The sequence below is a fragment of the Galactobacter sp. genome, assembly GCF_022712295.1.
Lineage (GTDB): Bacteria > Actinomycetota > Actinomycetes > Actinomycetales > Micrococcaceae > Galactobacter.
Map to the genome: position 1 here is coordinate 1 of NZ_JALAGT010000012.1, position 19042 is coordinate 19042.

Below are 19042 nucleotides of genomic sequence, written 5' to 3' on the forward strand. Positions count from 1 at the left end.
CGGTGTCAGGCGGCCGAGGCGGCCGAACGCTCGGTCAGGAACGTCCCCGCCGAGGTCGGCAAAGACCTCGGCCTGGCGCGGAAACTGAACGGCTCCCGTGCCCGTCACCTCGTGGACCTCGCCTCCGACTGCCCGGACCAAGCCCCACACACGTTCCGGCTGTGGGCGGATGGGAAGGTGTCCGAGGAGCAAGCCCTGACCCTCTTCCGCCACACCACCCTCCTCACCCCAGCTGGCCGTTCCGACGCAGCCGACCCCGTGGCCGAAGACCTTCCGAACCTGGGGTTGCGGGCACTGCGCAAACGCCTCGACGGTGTGGTCGCCCAACTCGAACCAGAATTGGTCGCCGAACGCCGCAAGAAAGCCGCTGAGCAACGCCGGGCAGGATTCACGTACCGGCCCGACGGGATGATGAACCTCAACGCCCTCCTCCCCGGAGTCGCCGGTCAGGCAATGGAAACCATCCTGTCCACCTACGCCCGCTCCAAGCGACACGGCAAGGACGGACATGATGGGGACGAACGCACGCAGGACCAACTCAAAGCCGACCTCCTCACCGCGTTGGTGATCGGCTGGGCCCGAGCCACCAAAGGCCTCCCCGGCGAGTTCTTGAGGGCTCACCACATCGGTTGCGGCGGACAACCAGGCCACCCCTGCACCCAAGCCCAAGCCCAGACTGATGAGGGCAACGCCAACGGCAACGGGGAAGACGGCAGTGGGGACCGGGGAAGTGGCGGCAGCTATCACGGCGCATGCTCACCAGGTGGTGACACCAGCAACAGCACCGACGAGCAGTGCGGCGACGGGGCCTGCAACGACCCCAGCGGTACTGACGACCGCGCTGACGGGAATGCGGCAGGGGAGTCCTGCACCCCGACCACCGGATTCACTGACGTGGAAACCATCGGGGACCTGTTCAGCCACCTTGTTCCCGGCGAAGCCTCAGAGGATGAGGGTGTTGCCGGTGATGTATGGGTTCCCGCCGGAATGGAGTACGACTCGACCCTGGGACTCCTCCTGCCGGCCGGGGTGGGTGTGCACGTGAACCTGGTCATCACCGACCTGTCAGCCTTCGGGATCACCGACCAGCCGGCGCAGATCTTCGGGCTGGGCCCCTACCCAGCAGAGATGGCGAGGGAACTGATCCACACCGCCCACACCCGCCACTCCGCAACCATGCGACGGCTCTACACGGAACCGGGGTCGGGGGCGTTGATGCGGATGGAATCCACCGCCCGCACCTTCCCCGACGGATTAGGCACGATGATCGCCCTGCGTGATAGGCACTGCCGATTCCCGTTCTGCGACGCCCCCATCAGACACCTCGACCACATCCAACCCCACGCAGAAGGCGGAGCCACCAGCTACGGCAACGGCCAAGGCCTCTGCGCCCGCCACAACCTCCTCAAAGAAGCAGACGGAGCCACCACAGAACCCGAGCACAACACCAGCCCAGGGCCCGGTGCAGGCGCCATCATCACCGTCCTCTCAACCGGCATGAAATTCAACTCACCAACCCGCGCCTTCCCATCGGAATCTCCCATGAGCGTGGCCGAGGATCACTACTGGCGCGGCTACCGCGACGGCCGCGGAGACCAACGCCAACAACAAACCGACCGCGAACACGACCTCCAAAACCAAGAAGACACCATCTTCGCCGCAGAAGACCACCTCAAACAAATGGCCAACGCACTCCTCGAACACGGCACCGCTCGGTAGGGCACGACGCCGCCTCACAGCGACGCCCGTTCAGGGAATTAGGACCGAGCCGCGCAGCCCGCGTTCCCCGTGTCCGTCTGCACGTAACCTGGGTGCATGAGCACTCGACACATGCCAGAGCAGATCGGCGATCTGCCGAAGATCGGCCGTCCTGCAGCGGCCGCGCTGCTGAACATCGGAGTCGACACCCTGGCCGAGGTGGCCGCCTTAGGCAAGAAGCGAGTCGCCAGCCTGCATGGAGTGGGACCTAAAGCGATCCGCATCCTCGAGGACGAGATGCAGCAGCGAGGAATCGACTTCGCAGACTGACCGCCAGCGCTCACATGAGAGCGTCGGCGGTGGCACAGTCTCCGCAGCTTGGCTGGATCCCAGCCGCCGTGCAGTCCTCGCACCGCAGGTACATGTGGCGGCAGGAGAGGTTGTCGCAGTTGACGTAGATCGGGGTGGGCCGGCCGCAACCGACGCAATTGCCCAATGACACGGCATTTGGGCTGAACTCCTGGTGCATGCGCTTGTCGAACACATACAGGGAGCCGTCCCAGAGGCCGTCGTTGCCGCGCGCCTCGCCGTAACGAACGATGCCGCCGTCGATCTGATAGACCTCGTTGAAGCCACGGTTCTTCATGAGCACGCTCAGCACCTCGCACCGCACGCCGCCGGTGCAGTAGGTGACCACTGCCTTGTCCTTCAGGTCGTCATACTTGCCTGACTCGAGTTCCTCGATGAAGTCGCGGGTCGTGTCGGTCGAGGGCACCACTGCATCCTTGAAGCGGCCGATCTCCGCCTCCATGGCGTTGCGGCCGTCGAAGAACACGACATCGCCGCCGTCGGAGGCAAGTCCACGGCCGGCCACGAGTTGGTCCACGGCCGCAGGCTTGAGGTGTTCGCCGCCGCCAACGACGCCGGACTCGTCCACCATGACCTCGTCCGGGTGACCGAAGGTCACCAATTCCGGGCGGACCTTCACGGACAGCCGCGGGAAATCGTCGCCCAAGCCGTCGGACCACTTGATATCCGCGCCTCGGAACGGCGCATACCCGCGTGTTGCCTTGCAATACTGCTTCAGGTCGAAGATGTCCCCACCAAGGGTGGCGTTGATGCCGTGCTCGGACACGATCACTCGACCGGTCAGGTTCAGTGAACTCGCCAGCGAGTGCTGCCAGAGTCGAACAGCCTCCGGATCCGGCAGAGGAGTGAACACGTAGAAGAGAACGATCTTGGGGACGGCCATGTAGCCGATTCTATCGAGGAGTGCTGTGGTCATGCCCCGGGGGGCCACCTGTGCTGTTCACAACGATCCACGCCTAAACTTGGGTGTGTGAGCGATCTCTTCAACCAGGACAGCGACGAGGACACGTATACCGGGTTCGACTCGACCAGCCCAGGTGGGGGGACAGGCCGCAGTCGTGGCCGTGCACCTCTTGCGGTGCGCATGCGCCCCACGTCGCTGGACGAGGTCGCAGGACAGCAGCATCTTCTGCTGCCCGGATCGCCCCTGCGTCAACTCGCTGAAGCAGAAGGGTCGGGTCCTGCCGGGCTGAGCTCCGTCATCCTCTGGGGCCCTCCTGGTACGGGCAAGACCACTCTTGCTCACGTCATCGCCCGCGGTCCCCACCGACGTTTCGTGGAACTCTCCGCCATCTCCGCCGGCGTGAAGGACGTGCGCCGCGTCATGGACCAAGCGCTGGAGGACCGTGATCTGCGCGGCGTCACCACCGTCCTCTTCCTTGACGAGATCCACCGCTTCAACAAGGCACAGCAGGACGCTCTGCTCCCCGGCGTGGAGAACGGCTGGGTGGTCCTGGTTGCGGCTACCACTGAGAACCCTTCTTTCTCCGTGGTGGCGCCTCTGCTTTCCCGCTCGATCCTGCTCACGTTGAAATCGCTCACGGACCGGGATCTGGTGAACCTCCTGACCAGGGCCATCGAATCGGAACGCGGCCTCAACGCCAGTGTTGAACCGCAAGAAGGCGTCCTGGAGCATCTCGTCACGCTCTCGGGTGGCGACGCACGCAAGGCGCTGACGGGGCTGGAAGCGGCTGCCGCCGTGGCGTTGGATCGTCACGCCCGTGAACGTGACGACGGCGCGACAAGGGACGTCGAACACGACGCCGATTCAGTCCCGGGCGACGACGCTGACGACGGCGGCAACGACGCGAACGACGAGGCCGACAAGAGCAAGGCCACGATCACCACGGACGACGCCGAACGCGCCATGGACGTGGCGGTGCGTCGCTACGACAAACAGGGCGACAACCACTACGACACGGCGTCCGCCCTGATCAAGTCCATCCGCGGTTCCGACGTTGATGCGGCCATGCATTACATGGCCACCATGATCGAGGCAGGGGAGGACCCACGCTTCATCGCCCGCCGCCTGGTGATCTCCGCAGCAGAGGACATCGGCATGGCAGATCCCACGGCGTTGCAGACCGCGGTCGCGGCAGCTCAAGCGGTTCAACTCATCGGCATGCCGGAGGGACGCATCGTGCTCGCGGAAGCGGTGACTCATCTCGCCACGGCTCCGAAGTCCAACGCTTCCTACAACGCGATCAATGCCGCCATCGCTGACGTGCGAGCGGGCAAGGGGAAGGGCATCCCTGCCCACTTGCGCGACGCCCATTACAAGGGCGCGGAACAGCTGGGTCACGGCAAGAACTACGTCTACGCCCACGATGCGCCACACTCGGTGGCCACTCAGCAATACCCGCCGGATGATCTGGTGGGTGTGGACTATTACGTCCCCACGGAGAACGGCCACGAACGCGGCATCAAGGCCACGCTCGCCACGCTCAGGGACATCGTGCGAGGACGGCGCCGCAGCTGAACATCACCTGAACCCAACACGCTCGCCGCTAGAGTGTAGGTCATGTCCTTGCAGGCCCAGACGCTCGTAGCGTCCATTCCTTCCCCCTCCATCTCGAGCATCGAGATCGGACCGCTGAACATCCATTTCTACGCGCTGTGCATCCTGACCGGCATCGTCATCGCCGTGATCATGACGAATAGCCGCCTGACCAGGAAGGGTGCAGAACCGTGGGTGGTTCTCGACATCGCCCTTTTGGTGGTGCCGCTGGCCATCGTGGTCGCCCGGATCTATCACGTGCTGACCCACCCGAACGACTACTTCGGTGAAGGCAGAAACACGTGGGACATCACCGAACCCGGATCGGTATGGGCCATCTGGGAGGGCGGCATCGCGATCTTCGGAGCGCTTCTCGGCGGTGGCATCGGCGTGTGGATCATGTGCCGAGTCAAGGGGCTGTCCTTCGCGGCCGTGGCGGATGCCCTGGTTCCGGGACTCATCCTGGCCCAGGCCTGTGGTCGCTTCGGCAACTGGTTCAACCAGGAACTCTTCGGTTCCGTCACCACACTTCCCTGGGGCCTCGAGATCGATCGCCCCAATTCCGCGATCCCGGAGGGCACGCCTGCCGACGCCCTCTTCCATCCCACATTCCTCTATGAGGTCGTCTGGAACGCTCTCGGCTGCCTGGTCCTGCTGTGGCTGGGCAAGAAGGCGTTCTTCAGCTGGGGTCGCCTGCTCGGCACGTACCTGATCTGGTACGGGGCGGGCCGCATCGTGTGGGAGAACATCCGCATCGATCCCTCCGAGGTCATCTACGGCCTGCGTTCCAACGTGTGGGCCGCCATCTTCGCCGTGGTCCTCGGCCTGCTGATCATTGCGCTTCAATACAAGCTCCATCCCGGCGCCCAGACCAGCGCCTACCTGGACGGACACACGTGGGACGAAGAGGAGAGGCCGGCGGCCTCCGAGACCGCACTTGTGCCCGAGGGCGGTGCCGAGTCCGCTGACAATGGCACCGAAGGCGCGGACGGCGCCGATGGCGCCGATGGCGCCGCGACATCGAAACCAGGAGACACCCCGTCGGGCAGTGATCCCGAGAAGGACTGACGTCCGACCCAGTGACGGACCCCACGAACCAGGCCTCTTCGTGTCCCGCCCCGCGACCGGGTAGGATTGAAGGCTGTACGGCAGGTGTCGTGCGCCCACCCGGTGGGCCACGCGCATCGAAGTAACAGGCGGGAAGCGCATTCCCCCCACTCTCCACACCAGGAGGCCGTCAACTTCAGAGTGCGCAAACAGTAAAGGAAACAGACATGGCCAACATGCGCCAGCGCAACACTGTGCGTCTGTCCCGCGCCCTGGGGATCGCCCTGACCCCCAAGGCCGAGAAGTACATGGAACGTCGTCCGTACGGACCCGGCCAGCACGGCCGCGCCCGCAAGAAGCAGGACAGCGACTACGCAGTGCGTCTGCGTGAGAAGCAGCGTCTTCGCGCTCAGTACGGCATCCGCGAGGCTCAGATGACTCGCGTGTTCGAGGAAGCCCGCCGCACCAAGGGTCTGACCGGTGAGAACCTCATCGAGCTGCTCGAGATGCGTCTGGACGCCCTCGTCCTGCGTGCCGGCTTCGCCCGCACCATCCAGCAGGCTCGCCAGCTGGTTGTGCACCGCCACATCCTGGTTGACGGTGTGAAGGTGGATGTTCCCTCCTTCCGCGTCAAGGAGGGTCAGCTGATCCACGTCTCCGAGCGCTCCGAGACCATGGTCCCGTTCCAGCTCGCCGCCGCCGGCGCCCACCGTGACGTGCTCCCCGCCGTCCCGGGCTACCTGGACGTCAAGCTGGAGCAGCTGCAGGCCAAGCTGGTTCGCCGCCCCAAGCGTTCCGAGGTCCCCGTGACCTGCGAAGAGCAGCTCGTGGTCGAGTACTACGCACGCTGATTTTCGTCACCCGCCCACAGTTGTGGGAGGGGACCGAGAGCCCGCGGACCGGAAACGGTTCGCGGGCTTTCGCGTTGGCGCACCGGACTCTCGAGTTCGCTGACCAGGCTCTCGAGATGGCGGACGGTGCACTCACCATCGCGGGTCGGCCTCGATTTGGTCACGAACGGGTAAAGTAGTTTGGGCACAATCCGCATCGTCCTTGAGTTATGGAGTTGAAGAGCATGTCTGGTGGCGACATCGCCGGCCTCATCGCAGCGGGAGTCTTCCTGATCCTGGTGGCCCTGCTTGCAGTCCCGATCCTGAAACTGGGACGAGTCTTCGACAAGCTCGGTGACGCGGTCACCGAGGTCACGGAGAACACCACGCCCGTGCTGAAGGAGGTTTCCACCACCGTGGCAACCTCCAACCAGCAGCTGGAACGCGTGGACGCCATCACCTCCAACGTTCAGGACGCCACCGCGAACCTGACCGCGGTCACCTCGCTGACGGCCTCCGTATTGGGCAAGCCGCTCATCAAGATCGCTTCCTTCAGTGCAGGCGTGCGGGCGGTCTTCACCAAGGATTCCTGAGCGGCACCCAACCCTCAGTCGCCCCACGGAAACAACCAACGAGTAAGGACTCAACTCACGTGAAGAAGCTCTTCTGGGTCGCCGTCGGCATCGGCATCGGCGTGCTTGCCAGCCGCCAACTTGCCCGTGTGAAGACCACCTCGGCCACGGCACCGCTGGCCATCGCAGACTCCGCACTCGACCGCGTGACCTCCTTGGTCCGCGGCGCGGCCTCCTCCTTCAAGGAAGGATCCGCCACACGTGAGGCGGAGTTGCGAGCAGCCCTTGGCATCGACGAGGCACCCCGCGGCCGTCATGCGGGCCCCGCCGCGGACTGACACGTCTGAGTTCGTCACCCGCACACACCAACAGACTTTCCCGGTCTCACCAACGTTGAGCCGGAACCAAGACATCGTTCACCAACGAGGAGACACGAGAACAGCATGAAATCCCAGGAGATCGCCAAGCGGTGGGTCGACTACTTCGAAGCCCGCGGCCACACCCCCGTGCCCAGCGCATCCCTGGTCTCTGCCGACCCGTCGTTGCTGTTCACCGTGGCAGGCATGGTTCCGTTCATTCCTTACCTGACCGCGGTGGAGCCGGCACCGTACCCACGCGCCACCAGCGTGCAGAAGTGCATCCGTACGGCCGACATCGAAGAGGTGGGCCAGACGGTGCGTCACGGCACCTTCTTCCAGATGGCAGGCAACTTCTCCTTCGGTGACTACTTCAAGGAGGAGGCCATCACCTTCGCCTGGGGTCTGCTGACCGGGTCCCAGGACGAGGGCTGCTTCGGGCTGGATCCCGAGCGGCTGTGGGTCACTGTCTTCGAGGACGAGGACTCCGACTGGAAGGACGATGAGGCCAGGGAGATCTGGGAGAACAAGATCGGTTTGCCGCACGAGCGTGTGGTGGGCACCGGTAAGGCGGACAACTTCTGGAACACCGGCCAGCCCGGTCCGGGTGGCCCCTGCTCCGAGATCTATTACGACCGCGGTCCCCAGTACGGTATCGAAGGTGGCCCGGCGGTGGACGAGACCCGCTACGTGGAGATCTGGAACCTGGTCTTCATGCAGTACCGCCTCTCCCACGTGAATTCCAAGACCGACTTCGTGATCGACGGCGAGCTGCCCCAGCGCAACATCGACACGGGGCTGGGCCTCGAGCGCCTCGCCATGATCCTGCAGGGCGTCGAGAACATGTACGAGACGGATCAGGTCCGTCCCGTGCTCGACCGCGCCGCCGAGCTGTCCGGTAAGCACTACACCTCCAGCGAGGATCCCGAGTCGCCGGAACACGCCGATGACGTTCGCCTGCGCGTGGTCGCCGATCACGTGCGTTCCTCCCTGATGCTCATCTCCGACGGCGTGACCCCCTCCAACGAGGGTCGAGGCTACGTGCTGCGCCGCCTGATCCGCCGGGCGGTGCGCGCCATGCGCCTGCTCGGTGTGGAACAGCCCGTGATGCCGGAGCTGCTGCCGGTTTCGCGCGACGCGATGAAGGGTGTCTACCCCGAGGTGGCCACCGACTTCGAACGCATCGCCCGTGTGGCCTATGCCGAGGAACGCTCCTTCCTGCGCACCATCGCTTCCGGCACCACCCGCCTGGACGAGGCGCTTCAGGGTGCGCGCTCCGCCGGCACCCCGCTCTCCGGCGAGGATGCGTTCCAGCTGCATGACACCTACGGCTTCCCGATCGACCTGACCCTGGAGATCGCCTCCGAGGCAGGGCTGAGCGTTGACCAGGACACGTTCCGCTCCCTGATGGAAGAGCAGCGCCAGCGCGCCAAGAAGGACGCCAAGTCCAAGAAGACCGGCCACGCCGACCTCACGCTCTACCGCGAGCTGCACGGTGTCGGGGACACCCACTTCACCGGGTACCAGGAACTCACCACGGAGTCGGCGGTGCGTGGCCTGATCATCAACGGCGCCCGAGCTGATGTCGCCGAGCAGGGTCAGGAGGTCGAGGTCGTCCTCGATGCCACGCCGTTCTACGCCGAGGCCGGGGGTCAGGCTGCAGATACCGGCCTCATCACCGGTGACGGATTCGTCCTGGAGGTCACTGACGTCCAGGCGCCCATGCGTGGCCTTTCCGTTCACAGGGCAGTGGTTCGTGAGGGCGAGCTGCCTGCCGACGCCACCGTGCTGGCTCAGGTGGACCAGGCGCGCCGCCACGCGGGCGAAGAGGCACACACTGCGACTCACCTGGTTCACGCAGCCCTGCACCAGGTGCTGGGTCCCGAGGCCCTCCAGTCCGGTTCCTTCAACAAAGCCGGCTACCTGCGCTTCGACTTCTCCTGGGCAGAGGCCCTGTCCGCTGGCGCCACGTCCGAGGTCGAGGACGTGGTCAACCAGGCCATCGATCACGACTTCGAGGTCATCACCCGCGTCATGAAGAAGGAGGAGGCCAAGGCGCTCGGTGCCACCAGCCTCTTCGGTGAGAAGTACGGGGACATGGTCCGCATCGTGGAGATCGACGGCGCATGGTCCCGCGAGTTCTGCGGTGGTACCCACGTGCCCCACACCTCCAAGGTCGGTTCCATGTCCCTGCTCGGTGAGGCCTCCGTGGGCTCCGGCAACCGACGCGTCGAGGCTCTCGTCGGTCTCTCCGCGTTCCGCCACAATGCTGCAGAACGCGCGCTGGTCAACGACCTGACCGAGATGTTCCGCGTGCCGGCCGCAGAGCTGCGGGAGCGCATCAATTCCACGGTGGACCGACTGCGCACCGCGGAGAAGGAGATCGAGAAGCTCCGTCGGGAGAAGCTTCAGGCCGCCTCCGCGAACCTCGTCGCCAACGCCCACGACGTTGCGGGCATCCGTCTCGTCACGCACGACGCAGGCGAGGTGGACAGCGCAGACGATCTGCGTTCGTTGGCGCTGCCTGCACGCGATCGCCTTGGTCAGGGGGCCTCCGTCGTCGCCGTGACCGGCGTCGTGAAGGGCAAGCCCGTGCTACTGGTTGCCACCAACGAGGCCGCCCGAGACGCCGGCGTCAAGGCCGGTGCGCTGGTGCGCTCCGGCGCCAAGATCCTCGGCGGAGGCGGCGGCGGCAAGGACGACGTTGCACAGGGTGGCGGCCAGGACCCCACCAAGATCGCCGACGCCCTCGAAGAGGTCACCCGGTTGGTGTCGCAAGCGTGATACCTCGCGGAACCCGTTTCGGGGTCGACGTGGGACGCGCCCGTGTGGGCGTGTCCCGTTCCGACCCCGACGGGATCCTCGCTACACCGGTGAAGACCCTGCGCCGTGACCAGAAGAAGGGCACGGACCTGGCGGTCCTGACCCGGTTGGCGCGGGAGGCCGAGGCCGTAGTGGTCTACGTCGGGTTGCCCCTGAACCTGCACGGTCAGCAGACACCCTCCACCGAGGACGCTCAGCGCTACGCTCGAGCGCTGGCCACGACCCTCGACGACGTCGAGGTACGGCTGGTGGATGAGCGTTTGACGACGGTCAGCGCCCAGCGGAAACTTCATGAATCCGGTCGTGACGTGAAGAACTCCCGTTCGGTCATCGACCAGGCGGCGGCAGTAGACATCCTGCAGCAGGCCCTCGACGTGGAGCGAGCCTCAGGACGCCGGGCGGGAGAACATGTTCTCCCTCCCGTCTCCGAGCCGCCCACCGATTCATCATTGTCCACAGAGCAGGCCACCTCGCACCCAGGAACACGGAGTAATCCTCCGGAAGGAGACGAGTCGTGAACCAGGCAGACGGAGCTTCCCCCCGCCGGCCCCGACGCGCCCGACGCCCCGTTGCCGCCCGCCGTTTCACCGGCGTGGGACGGCACGGCCCAGGCGACACCGCCGCCGTACTCGCCGCACTTGCGGCAGCCGAAGAGGAGGCGGCGCCCTCCTCTGCCACGCCACAGGACGAATTCGATCTCCCTGAGGCCGTGGAGACCACGGTGCACGCCTCATCCGAAGAAGATCCGAGCGCGCCCCTCGCGGACGGTGAGGTGACCCAGGAGTTCTTCCTGCATGAGGCCGAAGCGGCTTCGGAAGCCGTGGACCATCACGGCAGCGGATTCGCGGATGCCCTGAACCGCTTCGGCGTGGACGTCTCCAACCTGCCCGCGGGGTACCTGCCTGCCGCGGATCTTTTCTCGGATCCCGACGAGGGGGAGATCGACCTGAAGGCTCGTAAGAAGCGTCGTCGCAAGCGCGGCTGGATCACCACGGTGGTGGTGCTCGTGGTCCTGGCCGCCGTCGGCGGCGCCGGCTGGTTCGGTGTGTCTCGTCTCATGGCGCCCGCAGCCGATTATGCGGGTCCGGGTTCCGGGAAGGTGTCCTTCAGCATCGCTGAAGGTGCCGGTGTCCGCCAGATCGGTAAGGACTTGGAGAAGGCGGATGTGGTGAAGTCTGCTGACGCCTTCTATGACGCCGTGGACGGTGCAGAGACCACGCCCATCTTCCAGCCCGGCGAGTTCAACCTGCGCAAGCACATGTCCGCGGCCTCGGCACTGGAGTCCCTGGCTCAGTCGACCGACAAGGTCTCCTACTTCCAGATCCAGGCGAACGCCCGGATGAGCGATGCCTTGTCCAACATCTCTGAGGGGACCGGGATCGACCTCGAGGAACTGCGCACCGCTGCTGAGAAGCCGGAGGAATTCGGGTTGCCCTCCTCCGTGAAGAGTCTTGAGGGTTACCTGCACCCGGGCGAGTACCGGATGCCATTGGACACCGACGCCAAGACGATCCTGAAGAAGTTGGTGGATGACACCACCAAGAGTCTGGAGAAGCAGGGGGTCACCGATCCCGATGCCCAGTACCGCGTCCTGAAGCTGGCCTCGGTGGTGGCGGGTGAAGGCACCTCCAAGGACTACAAGCGCATCAGTGGGATCATCGACAACCGTTTGAAGCCCAACGATGAGACGCACGGCTACCTGCAGCTGGACTCCACGGTCTCCTACGGACTCGGACAGGTCAGTATCCATCTGACCAAGGACCAGCTCAAGGACAAGAACAACCCGTTCAACACGTACGTTCACAAGGGACTCACACCCACGCCCATCGGCTCTCCGGGGGACAGGGCCATCGAGGCTGCCGTGAACCCGACGGCGTCGGACGATTTCTACTGGGTCACGGTGAATCTCTCCACCGGTGAGACCAAGTTCGCCCCGACCTACGAGCAGCACCAGAAGAACGTCAAGGAGTACCGCACCTGGTGCTCCGACAACCCGGACGTGTGCAAGTGAGGGCTGCGGTCATAGGTCATCCCGTTGACCATTCGTCCTCGCCCGCCTTGCATCTGCGCGCGTATCAGTTGCTGGGACTGCCCATCGAGTACACCCGGATCGATGCCACCGCCCCCGATGCCGGGGCGCTGGCGGACCGGTTGCGTCACGAGCCCGGGTGGCTCGGCCTGAGCGTGACGATGCCCATGAAGCAGCCCATGATCCAGCAGGTCGACGTGGTTCATCCCTTGGCGGCGACCCTGGGTGCGCTCAACACCGTGGTGGTGGAACGTGCGGAGGATGCTCCGGTACTGCACGGTCACAACACCGATGTGGCAGGCATCGTCGCGGCGCTGCGCGCCGCCGGCGTCGACTCATGCCCGACGAGCGCTGCTCGCCTCGAATTGCCCCCACGAGCCTTGGTGATCGGGGCAGGGGGGACGGCCGCCGCCGCACTGGCGGCCCTGCATGATCTGGGTCACGTTCATGTCGCCGTCGCCGTGCGTGCCTACGACCGCGTTCACGAGCTGCCCCGCGTGGCAGCTGCGCTCGGGATGCACGTGGACTTCATCGACTTCGAGTCGTTGACCGCGGCAGACCTCGGCATCATGGACGTGGTGGTCTCCACGTTGCCTGCAGGTGCGGCGGACCCCCTTGCCCCCGTGATCTCGGCCCTGGCTGCACCCGGTAGCGCGCTACTGGACGCCGCGTATGCGCAGTGGCCGTCAGTGCTGAGCACGGCCTGGGGGGCAGCGGGCGGAACGCCCGTTCACGGTCTGGCGATGCTGGTTCACCAGGCGGTTGAACAGGTCGCACTGTTCACCGGTCGCGCTGAAGCCTTGGGACAGGATTATCGGGACGCATTGTGTGACGAGGTGGGGATCACCCGAGACGGGACTGCGGCCACAGCCGTGGCAGGATAGAACCCATGTTGCGTTGGCTCACCTCCGGCGAGTCCCATGGTCCCGCTCTCACAGGGATCATCGAGGGTCTTCCCGCCGGCGTCCCCTTGACCACCTCCGCCGTTCAGGCCGCCCTTGCTCGTCGCCGGCTCGGCTACGGCCGCGGCGCCCGCATGAAGTTCGAGCAGGATCAGGTCAGCCTGCTGGGCGGCGTTCGACACGGCGTGAGTATCGGTGGCCCGGTGGCCATCCAGGTGGCCAACACGGAATGGCCCAAGTGGAAAGACGTGATGAGCGCCGATCCGGTGGATCCGTCCATCCTGGAGGGAAAGGCCCGCAACGCCGCCTTGACCCGCCCGCGCCCCGGACATGCCGACCTGGCCGGTATGCAGAAGTACGGATTCGACGAGGCCCGGCCGGTGCTCGAACGTGCCTCCGCGCGCGAGACCGCCACCCGCGTGGCTCTCGGAACCGTGGCAGCCTCCTTCCTGGCGGAACTGGGGATCGGGCTCGTGTCCCACACCGTGGAGCTCGGCACGGTCACCTCACCCAGCGATGCCGCGCGTCCCACCCCTGACGATGTCGAGGCCCTGGATGCGGATCCGTTGCGTTGCTTCGACAAGGACACCTCGGCCGCCATGGTGGCCGAGGTCGATGCGGCCCATGACTCCGGTCAGACCCTGGGCGGCGTGGTCGAGGTCATCGCGACCGGTGTGCCCGTTGGCCTGGGTTCCTACGTGCACTGGGACCGTCGCCTGGATTCCCGTCTGGCCGGGGCCCTCATGGGCATCCAGGCCATCAAGGGTGTCGAGATCGGTGACGGGTTCGAGACGGCACGCCGCCGAGGCGGCGAAGCCCACGACGAGATCGTCTTGGACCAGGACAACCACCTTGCCCGGCTGACCGACCGCGCAGGTGGCATCGAGGGCGGCATGTCCACGGGAGGATCCATCCGCGTCCGAGCAGCGATGAAGCCCATCGCCACGGTTCCCCGCGCACTGGCCACGGTCGACGTCGCAACCGGTGAGGCCTCCACGGCTCACCACCAACGCTCCGACGTCTGTGCCGTGCCTGCCGCGGGTGTGGTCGCGGAGGCCATGGTGGCACTGGTCCTGGCCGACGCCGTGCTGGAGAAGTTCGGTGGGGACAACGTTGCTCAGACCCGCACCAATCTCGAGGCCTTCCTGGCGGACATCCCTGCCGCCGTGGCCCCTGCGCAGCGGTGAGCGCAACCGTCCCGGAGGATCCCAGGGCCTTGGTCCTCGTGGGTCCCATGGGTGCCGGAAAGACGGCCGTGGCCCACGCATACGCCGATCTGACGGGAGCGGAGTTCGTGGACCTGGATCAACGGATCGCTGCGGCCCACGGTCCCATCCCGGAGATCTTCGCCAAGGGAGGCGAGGCGGCCTTCCGCTCGGCAGAGACCGAGGTGCTGCGCGCCGCCTTGGCGGAGACGGGAACCGTCATCTCCGCGGGCGGCGGGATCGTCCACTCGCAGCGGAACCGGGATCTGCTTGCAGGTGCCTTCGTGGTCTTCCTCTCGATCGACCAGGCAACCGCGCGTGGCAGGATCCGCGATGCACAATCGCGACCTATGCTCGCCGGTGGCGATCCCATGCAGGTGTGGCAACGCATCCTGGACGAGCGGCTGCCGCTCTACACGGCGGCGGCCACAGAGATCGTGGACGCCAGAAGTGACACCCCTGAGGAACTGGCGGCCCAGATCGCGACCTCCTACGCCATGAGTACGTATTCACCCACCGAGGCCTCCACATCGGAGGCTCACGAACCCCGAGCAGAACAGGAACGGAGCGCACGATGAGCGGCGACCCGCAGCAGAGCACGATCCATGTCGGGACCCCCAGTGGACCGGGCTACGACGTGGTCGTAGGCCGTGGACTGCTTCCGCAACTGCGCCCGCTGTTGGGCGAACAAGTCAACAAGGTCCTCTTGGTGACCCCTCGAGCGCTGCGCACCACAGGTGACACCGTGGCCGAGCAGCTCAAGGCAGACGGCCTGCACGTCTACACCGCAGAGATCCCCGATGCGGAGGAGGGCAAGCGCGTCGAGGTCGCCGCCTTCTGCTGGGGCATCATGGGACAGTCCGACTTCACCCGGACCGATGCAGTGGTGTCCGTGGGTGGCGGTGCGGTGACCGACCTGGCCGGATTCGTCGCCGCCACGTGGCTGCGCGGGGTGCGGGTGGTGCACCTGCCCACCACCGTGCTCGGCATGGTGGATGCCTCCGTTGGCGGCAAGACGGGGATCAACACCTCGGAGGGCAAGAACCTGGTGGGATCGTTCCACCCGCCGGCCGGAGTCCTGGTTGACCTTGACGCCCTCGAGACCCTGCCACGCAACGAGCTGGTGACCGGCATGGCCGAATCCGTCAAGACCGGCTTCATCGCCGATCCCACGATCCTGGACCTGTTCGAGGCCGACGTCGAAGCCGCCACGGATCCGACCTCATCGGCGTTCAGGCAGATCATGGAGCGCACCATCAAGGTGAAGGCCGAGGTGGTCTCGGAGGACCTCCGCGAATCCGGTCGACGCGAGATCCTCAACTACGGTCACACCCTGGGTCACGCGGTCGAATACGCGGAGCGTTATCAGTGGCGACACGGCGCAGCCGTGTCGGTGGGCCTGGTGTTCGCGGCGGAACTCGGACGACTCGTCGGACGTCTGGACGATGCCACGGCGGACCGTCACCGATCAGTGCTGTCCTCCCTCGGGTTGCCCGTGAGCTACCGCGGGGACCGCTGGAAGACGTTGCTGTCCACCATGCGCCGAGACAAGAAGTCTCGTGGCGACCACCTGCGCTTCATCGTGCTGGACGGCCTGGCCCGGCCCGGCGTACTCGAGGCCCCCGAGGACCATCTGCTCTTCACCGCCTACCAGGAGATCGCGGAATGACGGTGCTGGAAACCCACTTCGCCTTGGGCGTTCCGGGCGTGGAGATGGAACTGCCGCGGATGCGTCCGGTGGTGGTGGACGAGAACGCGGCCATGGAGACTCTGCGGTCGGGGGAGTACGGCGACCGTGTCGTGGTGCTGATCGCCCTGCAGCGCTATGCGGACGCGGCCGAGGCGATCACCGAGGCTCGGCTGCTCGACCCCGGCAACACCAGGCTTCGCCTGCTCGACACGGAAGTGGTCCGTTGGACCGGTGACACCGATCGCGCGGTCCGCCGCCTCCGTCGCATCCTGGAGGAGACCGCGGGCAGCGCGGACGAGCCGGAAGTGCTGCACCAATTGGGGGCCTGCTTCTACTCCTTGGGCGACGTCCGCGCCGCCGTGACCAGGTTCCGGGAAGCCTGGCAAGGCCGTGAGCAGTGGCACGCTGCGGAGGTACGCCAGGAGTGCTCGCGCCGCTGCTACGAATTGGCATCGGCCTCGCTGTCCTGACGCGACACCGGTGTCCCGACACAACACCGAAGCAGGCGCTTCTCTGCGGTAGAATCGTGTGTCAGCCTGAAGCAAATTAACGTCCACCCGTTGGACGCGCCCTTGAACGATCGGGGAGCGCGCGGGGGAGCACCACGAAAGAGGAAGAAGTGGCCACCAGTAACGACATCAAGAACGGCACCGTGCTGAAGATCGACGGTCAGCTTTGGAGCATCATCGAGTTCCAGCACGTGAAGCCGGGCAAGGGTGGCGCCTTCGTTCGCACCAAGATGCGCAACGTCCTCTCCGGCAAGGTCGTCGACAAGACGTACAACGCCGGCGCCAAGATCGAGACGGCCACTGTGGACCGCCGCGACTACCAGTACCTGTACCAGGACGGCGACGACTACGTGTTCATGGACATGGCCGACTACGACCAGCTGACCGTGGCAGCCGCAACGGTCGGCGACGCGGCGAAGTTCATGCTGGAGAACCAGGAAGTCACCATCGCCATCAACGAGGGCACCCCGCTCTACGTCGAGATGCCGGCCTCCGTTGTCCTGGAGATCACCTACACCGAGCCCGGCCTGCAGGGTGACCGTTCCTCCGCAGGCACCAAGCCGGCCACCCTGGAGACCGGAGCCGAGATCCAGGTTCCCCTCTTCGTTGAGCAGGGCACCCGCGTCAAGGTGGACACCCGTGAGGGCACCTACCTGGGGCGTGTCTCCGAGTGAGTACCCGGTCAAAGGCTCGTAAGCGCGCCCTGGAGGTGCTCTTCGAGGCTGAGCAACGTCGGGGCGACGCCCGTGCCATCCTCCGCCGCAAGGTCGAGGAGGACGCGGTGAACCCTTATTCCGCAGAGATTGTGGACGGTGTGCTCACCCAGCAGGACCGTCTGGACGAGATCCTTTCCACCTACGCCCAGGGCTGGACCCTGGATCGTATGCCCACCGTGGACCGCCAGGCCCTGCGCATCGGTCTGTGGGAACTGCTCTACAACGACGAGGTGCCGGACACGGTCGCCGTGTCGGAGGCCGTTGCCCTGGTGAAGGAACTCTCCACCGACGATTCCCCGGACTTCGTCAACGGACTCCTCGGTCGTCTGCAGCGCATCAAGCCAACCCTGTTGGCCTGATCCCTTCTCGAAACGATGCCCCCGGCGCCGCAAGGCGTCGGGGGCATCGTTGTTTCGTGCGCGGAAGCAGCACTGGTGCCTGACGCAGTGCGACGGTTCCGCCCGTGGATCAGGAAGCGCTCGGGTCAGGAAGCGCTCGGGTCAGGAAGCGGTCCAGCCGCCAGGACCGTGCGCCACCGCGGTGCGCAGGGACTCGCGGGCGGACAGGGAACGTTGGAGCAGACCATCCTGCTCCTCCACCAGTCCTGCCCGAGGAGCGGCCGGAGAGGGTAGTGGGTCGGCAAGATCCTCGATCTCCAGCCGCAACGCGATCAGCGCATCTGCGGTCGAGATGACGGAACGAGCCTGAGCCGCCGCGCCGCGGCGGCGTGACCAAGCCAGCAGGCGTCGTCGGGCAGGCCGGGTGGAGAGCGCCTCCGCCTCAGCCTCGGTGTACCATCCATGATCCACGAGACCCACCATGGCCGCGGCTCGCAGTCTCGCCCTGCGATATCCCATGGCGGAGACCGTCACGGCGATGGCCACGACGAAGACCGACGTCGTCGCCGCCACCACGGCAACGATCCATGACTGCGGTTCACTGCCGACGCACCAGTCGTGGCTGTTGACCTCACGGCACAACGCCCGGGCACGGATCAGCCCCGCCACCAGTGCGCTGCAGAACGCCGAGATCACGACGGCGACGGGCCACGCGAACCACAGGCGCTTTCTTCCCTTGACGAGGGCCACGCCGAGCACCAGTCCTCCCCACCCGGACCCGAACGCCTGCAATACCGGCAGGGACATCGCATGGAGTGACGCCGCGAGGCCGGCATCGGAGTCCAACCCGACCAGATGGCGGCCGCTCAGGATCAGGACCGCCTGCATACCCCCGAATCCCAATCCGGCGCCGGCGGCCGTGAAGAACCCGCGGGCCCAGCCGCGAACGCACTCGGGCACCAGGATGGCCGGTAGCAGCACGATGACGGACACCAGTGCCTGTACGGCGAGCATGGTCACAATGAGAGAGGGGGTGGTTTCTGCCGTGAACACTCCCTCGGCCCAACTGCTGTCCTTCACCAGGTTGAGCAACAGACCCGGAACCCAGAGAGCGGCAACGACGCCCCACCCGATACACACCAACGTTGCCCACATGGCGGGACGGCCATGCTGTGCGCCTCGGCGCAGGAGCACGGCGGTCACGCAGATGACCACGATGGTGGCAAGCAGAATGTAGATGCGGCCGGCGGCTCCGCCGACTTCACGTGCGGTCCAAGCCACGCCGAACCCGATGACCACGACGCCGAGCAACAGCAGCAGGTCCGTGATGAAGGCCGGTACCACGCTGCGGGCGGCACTCACGGGCAGCTGTGACCCCGTGCGTACCTGACGCACGGCCACGCTCGCATACGGCAGATGCGGCGGAACCGACGTCGACGAATCAGCACTCATACGTTCCAG

19 protein-coding genes are annotated in these 19042 nt (G+C 65.8%); 17 read left to right on the plus strand and 2 right to left on the minus strand.

All coding sequences use genetic code 11. The features are described from left to right. Both Q0A15_RS00850 and Q0A15_RS00855 read left to right on the plus strand, forming a co-directional pair. Nucleotides 1-1719 (plus strand): HNH endonuclease signature motif containing protein (locus Q0A15_RS00850; RefSeq protein WP_291277645.1); only part of this gene is annotated, 1719 nt, incomplete at its 5' end. Between the two features lie 111 nt (nt 1720-1830). Continuing rightward, the gene (locus tag Q0A15_RS00855) at nt 1831-2028 is read left to right on the plus strand and encodes a helix-hairpin-helix domain-containing protein (protein WP_291277646.1); all 198 of its coding nucleotides are present in this window, start codon (nt 1831-1833) and stop codon (nt 2026-2028) included. A gap of 10 nt (nt 2029-2038) precedes the next feature. Here the strand turns inward: Q0A15_RS00855 and Q0A15_RS00860 are convergent, their stop codons facing one another. After that, nucleotides 2039-2950, minus strand: coding sequence for a rhodanese-related sulfurtransferase (locus tag Q0A15_RS00860; protein ID WP_291277687.1), 912 nt, complete (start codon nt 2948-2950; stop codon nt 2039-2041). A gap of 87 nt (nt 2951-3037) precedes the next feature. Between Q0A15_RS00860 and Q0A15_RS00865 the strand changes: the two genes are divergently transcribed. The 15 genes from Q0A15_RS00865 (at nt 3038) to nusB (ending at nt 17602) form a co-directional block, all read left to right on the plus strand. Further along, complete coding sequence (locus tag Q0A15_RS00865; protein WP_291277647.1) at nt 3038-4546, plus strand: replication-associated recombination protein A; 1509 nt, start codon at nt 3038-3040, stop codon at nt 4544-4546. A gap of 42 nt (nt 4547-4588) precedes the next feature. Continuing rightward, the gene (gene lgt, locus Q0A15_RS00870; protein ID WP_291277648.1) at nt 4589-5632 is read left to right on the plus strand and encodes a prolipoprotein diacylglyceryl transferase; all 1044 of its coding nucleotides are present in this window, start codon (nt 4589-4591) and stop codon (nt 5630-5632) included. Between the two features lie 206 nt (nt 5633-5838). Next, nucleotides 5839-6462: a 30S ribosomal protein S4 gene (gene rpsD / locus Q0A15_RS00875; protein ID WP_291277649.1), complete on the plus strand. Its 624-nt coding sequence runs from the start codon at nt 5839-5841 to the stop codon at nt 6460-6462. A gap of 224 nt (nt 6463-6686) precedes the next feature. Beyond that, nucleotides 6687-7034: a DUF948 domain-containing protein gene (locus Q0A15_RS00880; RefSeq protein ID WP_291277650.1), complete on the plus strand. Its 348-nt coding sequence runs from the start codon at nt 6687-6689 to the stop codon at nt 7032-7034. Nucleotides 7035-7093: 59 nt separating this feature from the next. Then, on the plus strand, nt 7094-7351 hold the full coding sequence (locus tag Q0A15_RS00885; protein WP_291277651.1) for a hypothetical protein: 258 nt from the start codon (nt 7094-7096) through the stop codon (nt 7349-7351). Nucleotides 7352-7456: 105 nt separating this feature from the next. Beyond that, nucleotides 7457-10153: an alanine--tRNA ligase gene (alaS, locus tag Q0A15_RS00890; protein ID WP_291277652.1), complete on the plus strand. Its 2697-nt coding sequence runs from the start codon at nt 7457-7459 to the stop codon at nt 10151-10153. Continuing rightward, complete coding sequence (gene ruvX / locus Q0A15_RS00895) at nt 10150-10710, plus strand: Holliday junction resolvase RuvX (RefSeq protein WP_367273339.1); 561 nt, start codon at nt 10150-10152, stop codon at nt 10708-10710. Before alaS ends, ruvX begins: the two co-directional genes overlap by 4 nt. Then, complete coding sequence (mltG, locus tag Q0A15_RS00900) at nt 10707-12203, plus strand: endolytic transglycosylase MltG (protein WP_291277653.1); 1497 nt, start codon at nt 10707-10709, stop codon at nt 12201-12203. The genes ruvX and mltG overlap by 4 nt, the downstream gene beginning before the upstream one ends. Continuing rightward, nucleotides 12173-13105: a shikimate dehydrogenase gene (locus Q0A15_RS00905; protein WP_291277654.1), complete on the plus strand. Its 933-nt coding sequence runs from the start codon at nt 12173-12175 to the stop codon at nt 13103-13105. The genes mltG and Q0A15_RS00905 overlap by 31 nt, the downstream gene beginning before the upstream one ends. A gap of 5 nt (nt 13106-13110) precedes the next feature. Further along, nucleotides 13111-14310, plus strand: a complete 1200-nt coding sequence (aroC, locus tag Q0A15_RS00910; protein ID WP_291277655.1) for a chorismate synthase — start codon at nt 13111-13113, stop codon at nt 14308-14310. Further along, the gene (locus tag Q0A15_RS00915; RefSeq protein WP_291277656.1) at nt 14307-14906 is read left to right on the plus strand and encodes a shikimate kinase; all 600 of its coding nucleotides are present in this window, start codon (nt 14307-14309) and stop codon (nt 14904-14906) included. Before aroC ends, Q0A15_RS00915 begins: the two co-directional genes overlap by 4 nt. Then, entirely contained in the window at nt 14903-15997 is a 1095-nt protein-coding gene (gene aroB / locus Q0A15_RS00920; protein WP_291277657.1) for a 3-dehydroquinate synthase, read from the plus strand. The genes Q0A15_RS00915 and aroB overlap by 4 nt, the downstream gene beginning before the upstream one ends. Beyond that, nucleotides 15994-16488 carry a tetratricopeptide repeat protein gene (locus Q0A15_RS00925; protein WP_291277658.1) on the plus strand — a complete coding sequence of 165 codons (495 nt, stop codon included), beginning with the start codon at nt 15994-15996 and terminating at the stop codon, nt 16486-16488. The genes aroB and Q0A15_RS00925 overlap by 4 nt, the downstream gene beginning before the upstream one ends. Nucleotides 16489-16637: 149 nt before the next feature. Next, nucleotides 16638-17201 (plus strand): elongation factor P, encoded by a 564-nt coding sequence (gene efp / locus Q0A15_RS00930; protein WP_291277659.1) that lies wholly within the window; start codon nt 16638-16640, stop codon nt 17199-17201. Then, a complete protein-coding gene (nusB, locus tag Q0A15_RS00935) occupies nt 17198-17602 on the plus strand; it encodes a transcription antitermination factor NusB (protein ID WP_291277660.1) in 405 nt (134 codons plus the stop codon). The genes efp and nusB overlap by 4 nt, the downstream gene beginning before the upstream one ends. 141 nt (nt 17603-17743) lie before the next feature. Here the strand turns inward: nusB and Q0A15_RS00940 are convergent, their stop codons facing one another. Beyond that, nucleotides 17744-19033 carry a hypothetical protein gene (locus Q0A15_RS00940; RefSeq protein WP_291277661.1) on the minus strand — a complete coding sequence of 430 codons (1290 nt, stop codon included), beginning with the start codon at nt 19031-19033 and terminating at the stop codon, nt 17744-17746. Nucleotides 19034-19042: the final 9 nt, after the last annotated feature.